The 18,052-nt window shown below is 72.8% G+C and carries 17 protein-coding genes; 9 read left to right on the top strand and 8 right to left on the bottom strand.

The annotated features are described in order from the left end of the window. Positions 1 to 65: 65 nt before the first annotated feature. From ACWEF6_RS39895 to ACWEF6_RS39905, 3 genes are all read right to left on the bottom strand, one after another. On the bottom strand, positions 66 to 236 hold the full coding sequence (locus tag ACWEF6_RS39895; protein ID WP_449687710.1) for a hypothetical protein: 171 nt from the start codon (positions 234 to 236) through the stop codon (positions 66 to 68). A 141-nt stretch (positions 237 to 377) separates the two neighbouring features. After that, on the bottom strand, positions 378 to 1,004 hold the full coding sequence (locus ACWEF6_RS39900; RefSeq protein WP_449687711.1) for a response regulator: 627 nt from the start codon (positions 1,002 to 1,004) through the stop codon (positions 378 to 380). After that, positions 1,001 to 2,053, bottom strand: a complete 1,053-nt coding sequence (locus ACWEF6_RS39905; protein ID WP_449687712.1) for a sensor histidine kinase — start codon at positions 2,051 to 2,053, stop codon at positions 1,001 to 1,003. The genes ACWEF6_RS39900 and ACWEF6_RS39905 overlap by 4 nt, the downstream gene beginning before the upstream one ends. 157 nt (positions 2,054 to 2,210) lie before the next feature. Between ACWEF6_RS39905 and ACWEF6_RS39910 the strand changes: the two genes are divergently transcribed. After that, positions 2,211 to 2,783 (top strand): hypothetical protein, encoded by a 573-nt coding sequence (locus ACWEF6_RS39910; protein ID WP_449687713.1) that lies wholly within the window; start codon positions 2,211 to 2,213, stop codon positions 2,781 to 2,783. Positions 2,784 to 3,026: 243 nt separating this feature from the next. Here ACWEF6_RS39910 and ACWEF6_RS39915 read toward each other — a convergent pair whose 3' ends face one another. Beyond that, positions 3,027 to 3,524: a SigE family RNA polymerase sigma factor gene (locus ACWEF6_RS39915; RefSeq protein WP_449687714.1), complete on the bottom strand. Its 498-nt coding sequence runs from the start codon at positions 3,522 to 3,524 to the stop codon at positions 3,027 to 3,029. A gap of 180 nt (positions 3,525 to 3,704) precedes the next feature. Here ACWEF6_RS39915 and ACWEF6_RS39920 point away from each other — a divergent pair, with 180 nt between their 5' ends. The 4 genes from ACWEF6_RS39920 (at position 3,705) to ACWEF6_RS39935 (ending at position 6,886) form a co-directional block, all read left to right on the top strand. After that, entirely contained in the window at positions 3,705 to 4,589 is an 885-nt protein-coding gene (locus ACWEF6_RS39920; RefSeq protein WP_449687715.1) for a hypothetical protein, read from the top strand. A gap of 350 nt (positions 4,590 to 4,939) precedes the next feature. Beyond that, positions 4,940 to 6,118: a serine hydrolase domain-containing protein gene (locus ACWEF6_RS39925; RefSeq protein WP_449687716.1), complete on the top strand. Its 1,179-nt coding sequence runs from the start codon at positions 4,940 to 4,942 to the stop codon at positions 6,116 to 6,118. Positions 6,119 to 6,251: 133 nt separating this feature from the next. Continuing rightward, complete coding sequence (locus tag ACWEF6_RS39930) at positions 6,252 to 6,542, top strand: hypothetical protein (protein WP_449687717.1); 291 nt, start codon at positions 6,252 to 6,254, stop codon at positions 6,540 to 6,542. Continuing rightward, a complete protein-coding gene (locus tag ACWEF6_RS39935) occupies positions 6,485 to 6,886 on the top strand; it encodes a hypothetical protein (protein ID WP_449687718.1) in 402 nt (133 codons plus the stop codon). Before ACWEF6_RS39930 ends, ACWEF6_RS39935 begins: the two co-directional genes overlap by 58 nt. On the opposite strand, the gene ACWEF6_RS39940 is transcribed toward ACWEF6_RS39935, so the two are convergent. The 4 genes from ACWEF6_RS39940 to ACWEF6_RS39955 form a co-directional block, all read right to left on the bottom strand. Continuing rightward, complete coding sequence (locus tag ACWEF6_RS39940) at positions 6,887 to 8,677, bottom strand: caspase, EACC1-associated type (RefSeq protein WP_449687719.1); 1,791 nt, start codon at positions 8,675 to 8,677, stop codon at positions 6,887 to 6,889. Positions 8,678 to 8,685: 8 nt separating this feature from the next. Continuing rightward, positions 8,686 to 9,084, bottom strand: a complete 399-nt coding sequence (locus tag ACWEF6_RS39945) for an effector-associated constant component EACC1 (protein ID WP_449687720.1) — start codon at positions 9,082 to 9,084, stop codon at positions 8,686 to 8,688. A gap of 46 nt (positions 9,085 to 9,130) precedes the next feature. Beyond that, positions 9,131 to 11,059 (bottom strand): glycoside hydrolase family 44 protein, encoded by a 1,929-nt coding sequence (locus ACWEF6_RS39950; RefSeq protein ID WP_449687721.1) that lies wholly within the window; start codon positions 11,057 to 11,059, stop codon positions 9,131 to 9,133. 62 nt (positions 11,060 to 11,121) lie between these two features. After that, positions 11,122 to 11,841 carry a TetR/AcrR family transcriptional regulator gene (locus ACWEF6_RS39955; protein WP_449687722.1) on the bottom strand — a complete coding sequence of 240 codons (720 nt, stop codon included), beginning with the start codon at positions 11,839 to 11,841 and terminating at the stop codon, positions 11,122 to 11,124. A 110-nt stretch (positions 11,842 to 11,951) separates the two neighbouring features. Here ACWEF6_RS39955 and ACWEF6_RS39960 point away from each other — a divergent pair, with 110 nt between their 5' ends. The 4 genes from ACWEF6_RS39960 to ACWEF6_RS39975 all read left to right on the top strand — a co-directional run. Continuing rightward, positions 11,952 to 14,633 carry an MMPL family transporter gene (locus ACWEF6_RS39960; protein ID WP_449687723.1) on the top strand — a complete coding sequence of 894 codons (2,682 nt, stop codon included), beginning with the start codon at positions 11,952 to 11,954 and terminating at the stop codon, positions 14,631 to 14,633. Beyond that, a complete protein-coding gene (locus ACWEF6_RS39965) occupies positions 14,633 to 16,600 on the top strand; it encodes a YhgE/Pip family protein (RefSeq protein ID WP_449687724.1) in 1,968 nt (655 codons plus the stop codon). Before ACWEF6_RS39960 ends, ACWEF6_RS39965 begins: the two co-directional genes overlap by 1 nt. Continuing rightward, entirely contained in the window at positions 16,597 to 17,568 is a 972-nt protein-coding gene (locus tag ACWEF6_RS39970; protein ID WP_449687725.1) for an amidohydrolase family protein, read from the top strand. The genes ACWEF6_RS39965 and ACWEF6_RS39970 overlap by 4 nt, the downstream gene beginning before the upstream one ends. Before the next feature lie 65 nt (positions 17,569 to 17,633). Continuing rightward, on the top strand, positions 17,634 to 18,052 hold a 419-nt coding region (locus tag ACWEF6_RS39975), incomplete at its 3' end, for a hypothetical protein (RefSeq protein WP_449687726.1).

Consider the following 18,052-nt stretch of genomic DNA (forward strand, 5'->3'; position numbering starts at 1 on the left):
CCCCGGGTGGGGTGGGGCCTCCCGGGTTTCCCCCCCGGTTTCCCCCCCCCCGACCGGTTCCGGCGTCAGGCGGCTTCGTCCCGCCGGCCGCCGGTCGTCTTGGTGAGCACGAGGAGAACCGCCGTGGCCACCGCGAGATCGATGGTGAGCCCGACGACGTCGATCTTCGGCAGCGCGCCGAACCTGCCCTTGCGCCGAAGCGTCGCCGGTACTGCGGATTCCCGGTCGTCGTTCATGGTCGGACCTCCCGTTTCGCCGTGGCCGGAAATGACGTTACGCGGCTGCACCGCTTATTGTCCTCAGGCGAAAAACGGGGATTTCCGGCAGCTTTTCTCAGACCAAAGACTGAGTTTCCGCGGCTGGATCCGGCGCCCCGCTCAGATGAGGCCCCGGTCGCGGGCGTAGACGGCCGCCTGGGTGCGGTCGCGCAGGCCGAGCCGGCCGAGGATGCGGGAGATGTGGTTCTTCACCGTGCCCTCGCTGAGGAACAGCCGGGCCGCGATCTCGCGGTTCGTCGCCCCGGTCGCGACCATGCGCAGCACCTCCGTCTCGCGGGCGGTCAGGACGTCCGGGGGCGCCGGGTGCCCGGACAGCGCCGCGGCGACGTGGCGGGCGGCCGCGCGATCGAGCTGGGTGACGCCGGCGTGCGCCAGCCGGACCGATTCGGCCAGCTCCGCGGCCGGGAGGTCCTTCAGCAGGTAGCCGGCCGCCCCCGCCCGCAGCGCCTGCACGACGTACTCCTCGTCGTCGAACGTCGTCAGCATCACCACCCGGCAGTCCGGGGCGCGGCGGCGCAGCACGGCGACCGCGTCGACGCCGTCCATCTCCGGCATCCGCACGTCCATCAGCACCACGTCCGGGCCGAGCGCGAGGGCCTGCTCGATCGCCTCCCGGCCGGTGGCCGCCGTGCCGACCACCGCGATCCCCGGCTGGATGTCCAGCAGGGACGCGATGCCCTCGCGGACCAGCCGCTGGTCGTCGACCACGAGCACCCGCACGCTCACGGCACGACCACCGTGACCCGGGTGCCGCGGCCCGGCTCGCTGTCCACCGTCACGGTGCCGCCCACGAGCGCGGCGCGCTCCCGCAGGCCGAGCAGCCCGAACCCCGCCCGAGGCGCGGCGGGGTCGAAGCCGCGGCCGTCGTCGGTGACGACCAGGCTGGTGGCGGCGCCGAAGGTCACCGAAACCCGGATCCGGCCGGCTCGCCCGTGCCGGCGGGCGTTGGTGACCGCCTCCTGCGCGCCCCGGAAGAGCGTGGTGACCGTGGCGGGGTCGAGGCCGGGTTCCTCGCCGTGCACGTCGAGCGCCACGCCCAGCTCGGTGAGCGCGCCGACCAGGGACCGCCCGCCGGACCGCAGCGTGCCGACCGACGTCCGGACTTCCTCGAGCGCGTGCCCCACCGAGCGGCGCGCGTCGGCCAGCGCCTGGCCGGCGACGTCCGGGTCCCGGCCGGCGAACGCGGCCGCCTTCTCCAGCTGGATGGACACGGCGGTCAGGTGGTGGCCGAGGCTGTCGTGGATGTCGCGGGCCAGCCGGTTGCGTTCGGCCGCGGCGGAAAGCTCGGCGACCCGCGCCGCGGCCCGCCGTTCCCGGACCGCGACGTCGGCCATCGCGAGGGCCAGCACCAGGCCCACGGTGAACATGAGCACGTCGGACACGGCGTCGGTGTCGGTGTACCAGCCGGGCACCCACACCGCGAACCCGGCGGCGAGCACCGCGAGGCACAGCCCGCCGAGCACGAGCCCGGCGGTGCGCCCGAACGTCAGGTACGCGGCGAACGGCACCAGCACGAACAGCACCCGCGACAACCCCGACTCGTCGAGCGCGGCGACCGCGAAGAACAGCACCAGCCGCGCGACGAGGAAGGCGCCCGGCCCGCGGGCCACCCGCCGCTCGACGGCGTCCAGCGCGAACAGGGCTCCGATCCCGGCGACGAAGCCGGCGAGCCGAAGCCCGTTCGAGGGGCTGAGGCCGGCAAGGACGTAGTACAGCCCGGCCAGCAGCACGATCCCGTACACGGCACCGGAAACCCACGGCACGATCCGCGTCATCACCCGAGCCTACGGCCGTGCGCCGCCTCCGGGACCGGATTCCGGCCGGACGGCACGTGCCGGGTGGCCACCCGGTCACCGGCCGTCCGGCACTTCCGCCGGGCCGGGCGTGGTTCCTACCGTTCACGGAAACGTCGATGTCCCAAGGAGAATCCCCATGCTGACCAGACTGGGTGCCTGGTGCGGCGTGCTCGCCGGCCTCGCCATCGCCGTCCCCGGCGCGATCGAGGCGTTCACCGGCGAGAGCGCGCCGACGAGCATCGTGCTCGGCCTTTCCCCGGCGTTCACCGTCCCGCTGCTCACCGTGCTCCACCTGCGGCAGGCCACCGCGGCCGGCCCGTTCGGCGTGGTGGCCTACACGGCGAACGCCGTCGGCCTCGGCCTGTTCGGTGGCGCGGCGTTCACGCTGAACCTGGTGCTGTTCTTCCTCGGCGAGCAGCCGCTCCGCGGCCCGACGATGGTCGCTCTGCTGGGAAGTGCGCTGATCTTCGCCGCGGGTACGGTGCTGTTCGGGGTGGCCATGCTGCGCGCCGGGATCCACCCGCGCGTCCCGGCGGTGGGGTACGTCGTCGCCGTGCCCGTGCTGGCGATCGCGGCGCGGCTGCCGGACACCCCGCTCACCAGCGTCGTCCACGTCGTGGCCGGTGGGTCGCTGGTGTGGCTGTCGGTGAGCTGCCTCGGCTCTCTCCGGGAGCCGGGTGCCCGGACGGCCGCGGTGCCAGAGCGCTAGGAGATCTTGCGGCGGTACGCGGCCGACGCGAAGACGAAGGCGACGACGAGGGCCGGCCGGCGCCTGCGTGAACAGCGCGCGGATCGTGCCGACCATCGACGTCTGTGGCGGCGGAAGGACTCGATCAGCTCTCTGGTCGGGGATCCCAGGCCGGTGACCGTGTTGTAGCCGGGGCCCAGACCAGGTTGGCGTCCGTGTGCTGGCCCGCCCGGTGTGTGGCCTTCCGCGGGAATGTCGGGGTGGTCAGCAGGTGATCTGCTCGCCGTCCGCGAGCTGGAGGCGGAGGGCGCCGAGCCCCCGGGAAATGTGACTGCGCACGGTTCCGGTCGCGCACCCGAGCACCTCGGCGATCTCGCGGTCGTCGAAGTCTTCGTAGAAGCGCAGGACGATCGCGGCCCGCTGCGAGCGCGAGAGGGCGGCCAGCAACCGGGCGAGCCGGTCGGCCTCGGCGACCCGGTCCGCGTGGTCGGGCGTGGCCGCTTCCTCGTACCCCGTGACGTCCGCGGTGGTCCGGACCGTGCGCTGGTACCAGCGGCGCCGCCACGAGAGGTAGCCGTTGACGACCATTTTCCGCAGGTACAGCTTCGGCCGGTCGGTCGCCGCCACCCGGCGCCACTGCTGGTGCGCGCGCACCAGCGCGTCCTGCACCACGTCCTGCGCCAGCTCGCGGTCGCCGGTCAGGACGGCCGCGAACCGCACCAGGTCAGGCAGCTCCTCGCGCGCGAACTCTTCGAAGTGCACACAACTCAGACGCCGGGACCCCGGCGGGCTGTTGCGCCGCCGCGGAAAATTCCCGGCGACCGGGCGACCGCCTCCGGAATCCGCAAGCCACCGCAACAGTTCGCCGGAGCAGCGGCGTCTTGAGGGTGTGCAGTTCGAAGGGTTTTCCCGCGGCGACGGCCCGGGGCAGAGGAGAGAGTGATGACCGACCTCGACGCGTTGCGCCGCACCTTGCGCGCACAGGAATCCTTGGCGCCCGACCCGGAGGCCGTCTTCGCGGGAGCCACCAAACGGCTCCGGCGTCGCCGCATCGCCGGCGTCGCCGCGGTGACGCTCGCCGTGGCCGCGCTCGGCGTGGGCGCCGTCGCGGTGCTGGGCCAGGGGGCCACGACGGTACCGCCGGCGTCGCGCCTGAATGCCCCGCCCGCCTCGGCGAGCGGGGCTCCGGCCACCGAGCCGCTCCTGCCGACCGCGCCGGCCGTGAGCCTCGAGGACAGCTCCTGGGGCCTGTTGTTCTGGGCCATCCAGCCGCAGTTCGGCACCGTGCACTACGGGCAAGCGCATCGGTACGCGTTCCAGATCGAGGTCCGCGACGGCACCGCGCCGAGCAGCGCGCTGAAGGCGAAACCGTCGGACGCCGGCCAGATCCCGCACCCGCAGGGCGTGATGTGGCAGGACGGACCCGGTCGCTGGATCCGGGTGACGACCACGAAGCCGGTGACAGCGGCGGACATGCTGGCGCTGCTGGGCAAGATCCGCACCACGCCACCGGTGATCGACTCCCCGCTGAAGTCGCTGCAGATCCCCGCGGGGCAGAAGGTCGCGACGTTCACCAGCGAGGCCGAGACCAACACCCTGGTGCTCTGCCCCGACCTCGAACGGAAGCCGGCCCCGCTCGACCCCGGCTGCTTCTCCTTGACCGTGTCGCTGACCAGCAGGGCCGCGCAAAGCCCGCCCTTCCCCGATGACCCGCTTCCGGAGCGGCAGTTCCGGACGCTCGGGGCGTACACGATCGAAGTCGACAGCTCGCACGCCCAGAAGCAGGCCGCCTCGGCCCTGGTGAACTCCGTGCTGCTCAAGCGGTAGCACGAGCGCGCCCGCCGGTCGGCTGGAGATCGCCGGCCGACCGGTGGGCAGTTCGGGCCGGGTCACCGGTGTCCGCGGGCCGGCTTCCTCGCCGAGCATGGACGGCGAGGAAAGGAGTTCCGATGGACCACCGAGACCGCGAGCTGATCCTCGGCCTGGCGAACCGGCGTGCTGAACATCGGCGACAAGCTGCCGTCCGACGTCCTACCGGGGACCGAGCGCACCTTCGCCATCCTCGCGCCGCTGCCGGTGAAGCCACCCATCAAGGTCACCGTGCTGCGCCGTCCGGCCGGTGACCCGGCGGCCGGTCTTGCGCTACCGTCGGGGGACCGCGGACACCGGGGGGAATCATGCGCCGATGGGTCGTTTCCGCCGCTTGTGCCGTGCTGCTGGTCGCCGGCACCGGTACCGCCGCTGCGGCGGCGGACCCGCGGCAGGCCGCGCTGGAGGCGGCCGTGCGCGCCGGGAACGTGGGGATGATCGCGGTCGCCGCGGATCCGGCCGGGCGGTGGCACGGGCGGGCCGGCGTCGCCGACGTCGTCACCGGCGCGAAGCCGGACACCGGCGGGCGGTTCCGCATCGGGAGCGTGTCCAAGACGTTCACGGCGACGCTCGTGTTGAAGCTCGCCGCGAAGGGCCGGTTGGGGCTGGACGAGCCGATCGCGAAGTACCTGCCCGGCCTGCTGCCCTACCCGGAGCCGATCACCGTACGGCAGCTGCTGCAGCACACCGGTGGCGTGCCGCGGGACCTGGCGCCGCAGTACACCTGGACGACCCTCGAAGAGGTGGACACCGAACGGTTCGTGCACTTCGGCGAGGTCGAGGCGATCCACGACAGCACGGTGCAGCCGCTGGTGTTCCCGCCGGGCACCGGCTGGTCGTACTCGAACACCGGCTACAACGTGCTGGCCCTCCTGGTGGAGAAGCTCACCGGCCGCCGGTTCGAGCAGGTGCTCGCCGACTGGATCACCGGGCCGCTGCACCTCACGGACACGTTCCTGCCCCGCGACTTCCCCTTGGTGCCCCGCCCGGCGATCCGCGGCTACGAGCAGCTCTACCCGGCGCCGCGCGGGCTGACGGACGTCACGGCCTACAACCTCAGCCGCTACTTCGGGGCCGGCAACATCATTTCGAGCGCGGCCGACCTGAACCGCTTCTTCGACGCCTTGCTCGGCGGCTCGCTGCTGCCGGCCGATCTGCTGGCGCAGATGAAGACCACGGTTCCCTGGCCGGGCGAAGGCGGTCTGGTCGACTACGGGCTCGGGCTGATGCGGATTTCGCTGGCCGCGATCTGCGGCCCGGGTGCGCCCGCGGTGTGGGGACACGGCGGCGACGTGCCCGGGTACAACACCTGGAGCATGAGCGACGAGGCGGGCACCCGCGGCATCACGGTGGCCTCCAGCCCGGACCTGACGGCTTCCCCCGACGCGGCGGCCGGCCGGATCCTGGCGATGGTGACGGAATTCTGCACGCCCGCCGGGCCCGACGCCCGGGCGCGCGCCGCTCGGCTCCAGGCCGCGATGCGCTGACGAGTCCGGTCTCAAGCAAGGGGCGGCCGTATCGGTGGCGGTCGGAGATTCACCATGACCGGGTGGTTTCCGGGGCAATCTTTGCGCTAACCTAAGTCAAGCAGTTGACTTAATCGGCGCCGGAAGGGACCGCATGGACCGCTTCACCCCCGAGGAGCTCGGCTTTGATCCCGAGGTCCTGCGCGCGAAGTACCGGACCGAGCGGGACCGTCGCCTCCGTCCGGACGGTGCCGCCCAGTACCGGCGGGTCGCCGGGGAGTTCGGGTACTACGCGGCCGATCCCTACACCGAACGCGTCGAGCGGGAGACCGTCCACGACCGGGTCGAGGCGCTCGTGATCGGCGGCGGCTTCGGCGGGCTGCGGGCTTGGGCTTCGTCGGTGAGTCGACCCCGCTGGTGCTCATCGCGGCGGCGATGCTGCTGATCGGCGTGGGGGTCGGGATGACGTTGCAGAACTTCGTGCTGGTGGTCCAGAACGCGGTGTCCCTGCGAGACGTCGGAGCGGCCAGCGCGACGGTGTCCTTCTTCAGGTCCCTGGGCGGCACGATCGGAGTGGCCGTCCTCGGCGCGATTTTGGCCCGCCGAGTCGCCGTCGCGGCCGCCCAGGGAGTCCCACCCCCGGCGGCTTACGGCACCGCGACCGGCCACGTCTTCGCGATTTCGGCCGGGGTCGCGGTGCTGGGCGTGGTGGCCGCGGTCCTGCCCGAGCCGGTGTCGTTGCGCACCAGCCTGGACACGCCCGAGCCGCCGGACCATCCGGCGAGCTGATCAACGGCTACGCGCAGCCCTGCCGGAGTCGCGCTCGACGCTCACGGAGGAGGGGGCGAACCGCCGCGCGGCGGCGAGGACGTCCGACCACTGCCGGCACTGGCCAAGACCGGCCAGCCCCTTCCGGGTGGGGGTGCCGGGCAGGACGACGTTCCCGCGGAGGCCGAGCACCACGGTCGGGGACCCGGGCGCCTGCCGGGCGAGCGTCACACGTTCGATCTGCGGCCACGCCACCTCGTGCCGGCTGCCGTCGCGGGTCACGGCCAGTCCGGCCGGGCCGATTTCCAGGCGGGTCCACGGGGAGGCGGGTCGTCGCGCTTGGTCGTACAGGATCCGGAGCACCTGGAAGGCGGACGCGAGGGCGCCGATGGAGAGAGCGCCGCCGAAGAAGATGGCGACCACGATCTCGAGGATCCCCGGGTCGCCGTTGCGGGAGGGATCGGTGAAGGCAATCCAGGCGAGAACGGCCGTGACGACGAAGGTCCCGCCGGGGACAAGGGCTTTGGGCCAGGCGGCCGGGCCGGGCGGATCGAAGGAGAAGGTGCACAGGGCCCCGCCGGGCAACGGCGGAGCAGCCACGGGTCGCCGCTGGTGTGGGGGAGCCGAGGCGGGCTCGGGGCGGCGGGGCGCGGTTTCGGGTTCGGCTTGCGCGGCCGGTTCTGGTTCGGGCTGGCGAGGCGGGGGTTCGGCTTGGTGCGCGGGGCTTGCCGGCGCGGCGGCTTCGGTTCGCGTGGCCGGCTTTGGCTCGGGTTGGCGGGCCGCGGTTTCGGGTTCGGCTTGCGCGGCCGGTTCTGGTTCGGGCTGGCGAGGCGCGGGTTCGGCCTCGGCTTGCGCGGCCGGCTCAGACTCCGGCTGGCGGGTCGGGGGTTCGGCTTGGTGCGCGGGGCTCGCCGGCGCCGCGGCCTCGGTTCGCGTGGCCGGCTTTGGCTCGGGTTGGCGGGCCGCCGTTTCGGCCTCTGCTCGCGCGCCCGGCTCCGGCCGGCGAGGCGCAGGCGCCGCCGCCTCCACTCCCGCGGCCGGCTCCACCCCAGGCCGCGAACCCGAAACCGACCCACCCCGCCGCCGCACGGGGCCGCGGACCAGCGCGATGTCCGACGCGTAGTCGGTCACCCGGCGCCGGGGGCGGGGCAGCCCGAGGCCGGACAGTTCCTCGTCCGTGTGGCGGTAGATGCCGTCCATGGTCAACGGCACCGGGGCGGCCAGTGCGTTCAGCAGCGCGCCGGTGAAGGCCGTGTACCTGGCTCCGCGAGGGGCGTGGGACGGCTGGTTGGACGCCGACGAGGTCAGGGTGTAGCCGCCGGTGATGGTGAGCTGGCCGGCCACCAGACCGCCCGGTGCGGCCATCGCCTCGGCCGCCTGACCGGAAAAGCAGCAGTCCACCACCAGCACCCGGGCCCGGGCCCGGGCGCGCCCGATTTCGCGCTGCAGCAGGGTGATCGGGATGGCGGTCCAGCCGGCCTGGTCCGCGTCGGTGCTGCGCAGCGCCAGGTGCAGCAGCCCGTCGTCGTCGACCACGCCGTGGCCGGCGTAGTACACCAGCAGCAGGTCGGCCGCCTGCGTGTTGCCCTCGGTGAGGGCCGCTCCCACGCCGGCCTTGGTCGCGTCGTCCCCGAGCACGCGGCAGCCGCTCGCCGCCACCGAACCGAGCGCCGGGTCGGTGAGCGCCGCGCGCAGGTCGTCGAGGTTGGCGGACACGGCGGGGATCGACGGCAGTTCGGCCGACTCGTACCGGCTGACGCCGATCAGCACCGCCCGCGACGCGGCCGCGTCCGGGAACCAGGGCTCGTCCACACTGTCCCTCAGCGCGGATCGGTCCGGTCCGCGGAGAAGGCGTCCTTGGCTTCGCGGATGACGGCCTCGGGGTCACGCGCCCGGCGGGCGTCCACCGTGATCTCCCGGGTCTCGGTGCCGGTCGTGGTGGTCATGGTGACCGTCACGTCGGAGCGCGACTGGGTCAGCCACGTGCTCACCGACCGGGAGATCGCGTGGACCAGCACCGCCGCGGCCCCGCCGGACCCCAGCGCCACGGTGAGCACGTCCGCCACCCCGCCCATCTCCCCGGGCGCGACCGGCCGGTTCCGCAGCGCCACCCGGCCGCGCAGGTCGTCCTCGCGGCCCAGCCAGCGGTGCAGGGCGCGCAGCCGCGTCTCGGAGTCCTCGCCGGTGATGCGCAACCTCAGTTCGGTGTCGTCGGGCATACCGGTAATCGTGCCAGGCCCGGCACCCGCGCGGGAGCGGATTGCCTCAGGTCGGGGTGCAGGTCAACGTCGGCGGGGGTGCCGCACCGGTCGCCTGGAACCCGAAGGTGGTGCTGCCGCCCGCCCCGATCCGGCCGTTCCAGCCCGCGTCCGCGGCGACCACCTTCGCGGCGGTCTGCCTCAGGGTGGTGTTCCACGAGTTGGTGACCTGCTGGTCGCCGGACCAGGTCCAGCCGACCCGCCAGCCGGTGAGCGGCGTGCGGCGGTGGTTGGTGACCGTCACCGTCGCGACGTGCCCGGTGTCCCAGCCGCCGTTGACCTGCAGGCTCGCCGAGCACCCGGCCGCCGGCAGGACCAGCAGCGTGATGGAGTTCGCCGGGTAGGTCGCGTCGACGCGGCCGTCGCTCACCGGGAGATCGCCGCCGCGCACGATGGCGTTCAGGTTCGCCGGGCTGTAGGTGAACCGTTGTGCCGCACCGGCGTTGTCGAACCCGGCCACCGACAGCGGCGAGGTCAGGTCGCCGCCGGTCTTGTTGACGACCATGACGGTCAGCGCCTGGTCGGAGGACCGCTGCGCCGCGTACACCGCCAGCTGACCCTGATCGGCGGCCGTCGCCGACACGCTGACGTCGCCGAACCGGCTGCCCGCGCCGTCGTAGTTGCGGTACATCCGGAACGCGTACGCGCCCGGGTCGGTCGGCTTGGGCTCGCCCCACATCGTGGCGAGGTCGAGGCCCTCCCGGCCGAAGACGCCGAGGATGTCGGCCTCGGCCAGGGCGCCGTTGATGTCGTCCAGCGCACCCCAGTTGTACTCGGTGATGGCGGTCTTGGTGCCGGGGTTGTACTGCGCGACCCACTGTTTCATCGTGCGGATGAACTGCAGCGGGGGAGCGTTGACGCCGCTCGGGCCGATCCAGGACTCTTCGACGTAGGTCGGGTCCCACAGCGACCGGATGGACCGCAGCCGCAGGGCGTTGGCCTCGGGCGTCTTGTCGCCGCTGATCTGCGGGTAGAAGTGCTGGTCGAAGTAGTCGAGATAACGCTTGCCGCCGTGGGCGTCGCTGTAGTCCTTCATGTTCTTCAGGTACCACTGGGACAGGTTGAGCCCGCCGTGCGCGGCCGAGTCGGCGCCCGGCCCGCAACCGTCCACTCCGGACGCGACCCACTCGCAGTAGCCCCAGCCGGACGGGCCGAGGACGGCCGCGCTCGGATCGGCGGCCTTGATCGCCGCGGCGGCCGCGGTGCCCTTGCCGCCGAGCTCGTCGTTCGACACCGGCTCGGGGTGGACGTCGCGGTGCGTGCTGGACCAGAGCACGGGTTCGTTGTCGAGTTCGTAGATCGGCACGCCACCCTGGGCCGCCGTGCCGAACTGCGACACCAGGTGCGACACCATTTCGCCGTCGAAGGCCGCGTCCACCGGGATCGACGTGTCGGAAGGAACGCCGGTCAGGTTCTGCTGGTCGAGCTTTCCGTTGCCGCAGTTGGGGTCCCACTGGTCGAAGCCGTCCTGCTGCGGGAACCGGGTCGCCGGGAACCCGCAGGCGAACGGGTGGGCCGACGGCGAGTCCTTGGCCACCCAGCCGCTCAGGGGCACGGTGACGACCGGCTTGATGCCGCGGCCGAGGTTGGCCCCGACCATGCCCTCGACGGAGTGCTCCTGGTCGGCGACGATGTTCTCGAAGTACCAGTCGCTGCCGGTGTTGTAGGTGCGGTTCTTGAAGTTGTAGCGGCTGGTGGCGTTGCCGCCCCAGCGCGCGACCGTCTGGCCGATCTCGGCGTTGAACGCCGGATCGCCGCCGTTGAGGCCGTAGATGCCGGGGCTGATCGGATGCCGGGCGGCGGACACGTCGACCGTCAGGCCGAGTTCGGCGGCGGAGGCCGGTGGTGCGGCGATGGCCGGTACGGCCAGCAAAGCGGCCAGGAGACCGCCGCTCGCCCGTCCGGGCCCGAGGTGACGTCGTCGTCGAACGCCCATGGGAAACTCCTGCCGCCGACTTGTGGGAGCGCTCCCATAAGGTACCGGCCGCGACGCCGCCGTCAATGCGACGTTCGGTGGTCATTCCCGTTGTCCGGACTCGAAAAGGTCGAATCGCCGGCCCGGGTGACCAAGGCGGTCAGCAAACGCGGCAGCACCTCGGTGAGGTAGCGGTTGTCGGCCGTGCTCGGCAGCTCGTCCAGGATGGCCCGTTCGAGCATCGTCTCGTACAGCCGGACCATGGTGACGACGGCGTTACGGGGCTCCACGGTCAGCCGCAGGCCCAGCCGGCCGAGCAGGTCGAGCAGGATCTCGGCGAGCGCGTCGTGGAACCGGCGCTCGGCGGCCGCGGTCGGGGCCCGCAGCTCGGCCTGGCGCAGGGCCTGGGCGCGGAACTCGACGTTGAGCAGGTACCACGTCTCGTCCGCGGTCAGCGACTCCATGAACAGCACGCTCGCGTCCTGCAGCACCCGCGTGACCACGTCGGGCGCCGCCGGATCGGCGGTCGCGGCGGCCTCGGCGACCGCGGCGTGCAGCCGCTCGGTGCGCTCCTGCATCTGCACCTCGTAGACCGCCAGGAACAACTCCTCCTTGCTGGCGAAGTTGGAGTAGAACGCGCCGCGGGTGAACCCCGCACGCTCGCAGATCAGCTCGATCGGAGCGTCCCGGATCCCCAGTTCGGTGAAGACGTCGTAGGCCGCCTCGATGACCCGCCGCCGGGTCTCCGCGCGCCGGCGCGTCAGGCCCTTGGGGCTCCCGAGGCTCGTCCCGCTGGTCGTCATGCGGTCACCTTACTTTCCCCGGTGCACTCGGAGGAGTGACGCGATGCACTGTGCATCGGATACATCGTGCATTACGATACACGACGTATCCGCCGTGGTCAGGAGTCCTTGTGTCGTCGTTCCTCTACCGGCTCGGCCGGGCCGCCGCCCGGGCGCGCGTGCTCGTCCTCGCGTTGTGGGTCGTGGTGCTGGCCGCGGCCGGTGGCGCCGCGCTGGCGTTCAACCACGGCACCGACGACACGTTCGCCATCCCCGGCTCGGAGTCGCAGGACGCGCTCGACCACCTCGGCCGGGTCTTCCCCGAGGTCAGCGGCACGTCCGCGCAGCTGGTGCTGGTCGCCGGGGACGGGGCGAAGGCCGACACCCCGCCGATCCGGGCCGCGGCGGCCGAAGCCGTCACCCGGATCGGGCGGGTCGGCCAGGTCGCCACGGTCGTGAACCCGTTCGATGCGAACGTGCACGGCGCGGTGTCGGGGGACGGCCGGGCCGCGCTCCTCGCCGTGCCGCTGAAGGTGCAGCTCACCGCCGTCGAGCCGGCCACCCGGACACAGCTCGCCGCGATCGCCGCCGACCTCGCGAAGCAGACCGGCACGCAGGTGTACACCGGCGGTGACGCGTTCTCCGACCGGGTGCCGAAGCTCAGTCCCACCGAGGGCATCGGCCTGGTCATCGCGCTGCTCGTGCTGGTGCTGATGTTCCGGTCCCTGATCGCCGCGGTGATGCCGCTGGTGACCGCCGTCCTCGGGGTCGGCTTCGCCGCGGGGCTGATCTACCTGGCCACCCTGGTCACGCCGATCTCGTCGACCGCGCCGATGCTGGCGGTGATGATCGGCCTCGCCGTCGGCATCGACTACGCCCTGTTCCTGCTGTCCCGCCACCGCGACCAGCTCGGCGAAGGGCTCGACGTCGAGGAGTCGATCGCCCGCGCCACCGCCACCGCGGGCTCGGCGGTCATCTTCGCCGGCCTCACCGTCGTCATCGCCCTGCTCGGCCTGGCCGTGGCCGGGATCCCGTTCCTGACCACCATGGGCATCGCCGCCGCGGTCGCGGTCGCCCTCGCCGTCGGCATCGCCGTCACCCTGGTTCCCGCGCTGATGTCCTTCGCGGGCAAGCGGTTGCGGCCGCGCGTCCCGAAACCGAAGCGGCGCCGCCGGAAGCCGCAGGTCGCCCGCTGGTGGGTGCGCACCGCGACGAAGGCGCCCCTGGTCACCGTGCTGGTCGTGGTCGCCGGGCTGGCGATCTGCGCGCTCCCCGCGGCGTCGCTGCGGCTGGCGTTGCCGGACAACGGCACCGAGGAGCACGGCAGCCCCGCGCGTGACACCTACGAGGTCGTCAGCGAGCACTTCGGCCCCGGCTACAACGGCCCGCTGATCGTCACCGCGGACATCATCACCAGCACCGACCCGGTCGGCCTGGTGAACCGGATCGCCGACGAGATCCGGCGGCTGCCCGGCGTGGCCTCGGTCCCGCTGGCCACCCCGAACCCCAAGGGCGACACCGGCATCATCCAGGTCGTCCCGGCGACCGCGCCGGACTCCGTGCAAACCGACGACCTGGTGTCCCGGCTGCGGGGGCAGGAGCAGCACTTCCGCGACGCCTACGGCACGCAGACCGCGGTCACCGGCATCACCGCGGTCGGCGTCGACGTCTCCGCCCAGCTCGGCAGCGCCCTGCTGCCGTTCGGGATCCTGGTGGTCGGGCTCTCGCTGATCCTGCTGGCCATGGTGTTCCGCTCGATCTGGGTGCCGATCAAGGCCACCGCCGGCTACCTGCTTTCGGTGGCCGCGGCCTTCGGGGCGACGTCGTTCGTGTTCGTGGAAGGCCACTTCGCGGACGCCCTCGGCGTGACCCACACCGGCAGCGTGATCAGCTTCCTGCCGATCATCCTGATGGGGGTCCTCTTCGGACTCGCGATGGACTACGAAGTGTTCCTCGTCTCGCGGATCCGCGAGGACTACGTCCACTCGGGGGATCCGCACCACGCGATCGAGTCCGGGTTCGTGTCCGCCTCGCGCGTGGTGGTCGCGGCGGCGGTGATCATGTTCGCGGTGTTCGCCGCGTTCGTGCCCGAAGGCAGCGCCACCATCAAACCCATCGCGTTCAGCCTCGCCGTCGGCGTCTTCGTCGACGCCTTCATCGTGCGGATGACCCTGGTGCCCGCGGTGCTGGCGCTGCTGGGCCGCCGCGCCTGGGGCCTGCCGCCGAAGCTCGACCGCGTCCTGCCGGTCTTCGACGCCGAAGGGGACGCGCTGGTGCACGAGCTGCGGCTCGCCGACTGGCCCGCGCCCGGCAGCACCGAGCCGATCAGCGCCCGCGCGCTGCGGCTGGAGGACGACCGCGGCCGTCCGGTCTACGACGGCGTCGACCTCCACCTGCGGCCCGGGGAACTCCTTGTGCTGCACGGCGCGGGCGCGTGCGGCAAGACCGCCTTGCTGTACACGCTCGCCGGGCGCGTCACGAAGTTCACCGGCGACCTCAAGGTGCTCGGCCGGGTCCTGCCCCAGCACACCCACGCCCTGCGCCGCGACGTCGCCGTCGTGTCCTGCCGCGACACCGAGGACCCGGCCCGGGAGATCGCCGCCGCCCGCGACGCCGGGCTCGTGGTCGTCGACGACGTCGACCTCGTGCTGCGCACCGATGTCCGCGACCGGGTCCGCGCCCTGCTCGCCCAGCCGGGGCGCACCACCTTCGTGCTGACCTGCCAGGACCCCGAGCGCATCCGGGACCTGCTGCCCGGGCGGCACACCCGGCTGCACGCCCTCACCGCCGCCCAGCCCGCCGAGGTCTCCTGATGCTCAAGCCGTTCGCCGACTCCGCCCGCGCCCTCGCCTCCGGACCGCTGACCTGGCGGACGTGGGCCGGCCTGATCGCCGTCCCCATCCTCGTCATGGGCCTGCTGACCTGGGCGTTCTGGACGCCCAACACCAATCACGGCAGTGCGAAGGCAGCCGTGGTCAACAACGACGAGCCGGTGCAGGTCAACGGGCAGACCATCCCGCTCGGCCGCCAGCTCGCCGGCGACCTCACCCACAGCGGCGACTCGGCCTACACCTGGGTGCTCACCGACGCCGCCGACGCTGCCGACGGCCTGGCCGACGGCAGCTACGCCGCCACGGTGACGATCCCGCAGGACTTCTCCGCGCGCGCCACCTCGGCCGCCACCGGAAAACCCCTCGACGCCCGGCAGGCCCAGCTGCAGGTGCGGACGTCCGACGCCGCCGGCGTCACCGACCCCGGCCTGGCCGACCACATCGCCCAAGCCACGCAACGGACGTTGAACCAGCAGATCGTCCAGACCTATTTGGACAATGTGTACGTCGGCTTCACGACCCTCCACCAGCAGGTCGGCAAGGCCGCGGACGGCGCGGCACAGCTCGCCGACGGGACCCGGCAGCTGTCCGATGCCGCGGCACAGCTGGCCGACGGCGCCGACCGGCTCGCGGACGGGACCGCGCAGCTCGCCACCGGCTCCGGAAAACTGGCCTCCGGGCTCACCCAGGCCGAGCGGGACACCGCGCAGCTGCCCACGCTGACCCGGCAGCTGGCCGCCGGTGCCGACCAGGTCGCGGACGGCAACGAGCAGCTCGCCGGCGTTGTCGTGCCGCTGGCGAACCGGATCATCGCCGCGATCGACGCCGTCCCCTCGGCCGGCAGTGCCGCGCAGCAGTTCCGCCGGCTGGCCGGAGAGTGCACCGGCACCGCGGCCTTCTGCGGCGAGCTCCGGCAGGCCGCGGACCGGTTCACCACCGACGCCGGAAAGATCGACGGGGTCAAGGCCGCCATCCGCGCCAACGCCGTCAAGACGCGCGATTCCGTCCAGGCTCTGGCAACCGGCGCCCGCAAGGTCGCCGACGGCACCGCTCAGCTGGCCGGGAAGTCCCGGGAGCTGGCCGCCGGGATCGCGTCCGCCGCCGGTGGCGCGAGGCAGCTCGACACCGGCGTCCGGCAAGCGGATTCGGGTGCGCGGAAGCTCGCTTCGGGGGCCGGGCAGCTGAAGGACGGTGTCACCAAGGTCGATTCCGGCGCGCACGAGCTCGCGGGTCAGCTCGACCAGGGCCGTGACCAGGTGCCGTCGTACACCGACGCCGAGCGCGCGCACCTGAAGACCGTCGCCGCCGACCCGAGCACCGCGACGACCGACGGCACCCCGGTCGGCACCCTGGCGCTGACGTTGTTCGCGGCGCTGGCCCTGTGGGCGCTGGCGCTGGCCACCTACCTCGTCACCCGGGCCGTGCCGGACGCCGTGCTCACCGCCCGGGAACCCACCTGGCGCATCATCCTGCGCGCCGCCCTGCCCGGGGCGACCGCGGCCGCGCTCGCGGCGGTCGCCATCACCGCCATCGCCGTCCCCGTGCTGAAGCTCGGGTTCGCGGGCAGCATCGGGTTCCTGCTGATCGCGCTGCTGGCCGCGTCGGCGTTCGTCGCCCTCAACCAGGCCGTCACGGCGATCTTCGGCCGCGCCGGGCGGCTCGCGTCCCTGGCCGTCCTCGTCCTGGCCGGAGCGACCGGCATCGTCTCCACCCTGCCCGGGCCGCTCTACGCCATCGCGGACTACCTGCCCACCCACGGCGCGGTGCTGGCGTTGCGCGCCACTGCCACTGACGGCACGGGCCTCACCACCGGCGTCGCCCAGCTCGGCGCCTGGCTCCTCGTCGGCACCCTCGTGTCCATCGTGGTCACCGACCGCCGCCGCTACCTGTCCGCCAGGAACGTCCGCCTCCCCCTCACCCCGGTCACCGGAAAGGGAGATTTCGCATGAGCCGCGCCCACCGCATCGACACCCATCAGCACCTGGTCCCGCCCGCGTACGCGAAGTGGATGCACGAAAAGGGCCTCCGGCCCGGCGGCGTCGACCTGCCGGCCTGGTCGCCGTCGGCCGCGCTGAAGTTCATGGACGGTCACGGGATCGCCACCGGCATCCTGTCGCTGTCGACGCCCGGCGTGTACTTCGGTGACGTCGCGGAGGCGCGCCGCTGGGCCCGGGACGTCAACGAGTACACCGCCTCCGTGGTCGCGGATCGCCCGGACCGCTTCGGGTTCTTCGCCACCTTGACGCTGCCCGACGTCGAGGGCGCGCTCGCCGAAGCCGAGTACGCCCTCGACGTCCTGCACGCCGACGGGATCGTGCTGCTGGCCAACAACGACGGCCGCTACCTCGGCGACCCCGGCTTCGCGCCCCTGCTGCAGTTCCTGCACGACCGGCAGGTGGCGGTGTTCGTCCACCCCGGTGAGCTGCCCGCCCCGGAGGTGCCCGGCATCCCGACGTTCACCGCGGACTTCCTGCTCGACACCACCCGCACGGCGATCAGCCTCATCCTGTCGGGTTCGCTGGCGGAGTACCCGGGGATCAAGTTCATCCTCGCCCACGCCGGCGGGTTCGTGCCCTACATCTCCTACCGCATCCTGCTGACGATGCTGAACACCAAGAACAAGGCGCAGCAGGCGTGGGCGCTGCTCGACCAGAAGCACCAGGTGCCCAAGCAGCTGGCCGTGCTCCGCCAGTTCTACTACGACCTCGCGCTGTCGGCGTCCCCGGCGGCCCTGCCGAGCCTGCTGGAAGTGGCCGACCCGGACCACATCACCTACGGCAGCGACTTCCCGTTCGCCCCACCGCCGGCGGTGTCGTTCCTGAACAGGACGTACGAGAAGTACCCCCTCGACGACAACCTGCGAGCAGCGATCGACCGCGGCAACGGCGAGAACCTGTTCCCCCGCCTCAAGGGGTGATCGCCGACCCGGCTGGGGCACTTCGGCGCGGGGCGTTGCTCCGTTCGATCCGCACGCCCTCCCCGGTGGACGCCGCCGCCGATGACCGCGTCCGGCCCGCGATCCGGGCGCTCGCTCTGCTGATCGTGCCGTTTCTTCTGGCGGCCTTCGTCATCCCGGTCGCGCTGTTCGCGTCCCTGCTCGGCGTCACGACGGTGCTGCACTGGGACCGGTTCACCCACGGCCACGTCTCGTTCGCCGCCTGGGCCGCGCTGTACTTCGCCGCCCCTGTCCTCGTGGTCGCGGTCGCCGTGCAGAACTCGCGGGCCGCCCGGGGTGCGGTGCTCGGCCCGGAGCCCCGGCGGCCGGCGGCCGTCCGGATCGTGCTCGGCGGGACCGGCCTGGCCGAGCTGGTGGTGGCGGCCGCGCTGTTCGTGCCGCCGGGCCCGGTGGGCGGCCAGGGTGCGCGAGATCGGAAGAGCGGCGGGGAGGGAAAGAGTGTTAA

The organism is Amycolatopsis sp. NPDC004772 (assembly GCF_053601215.1).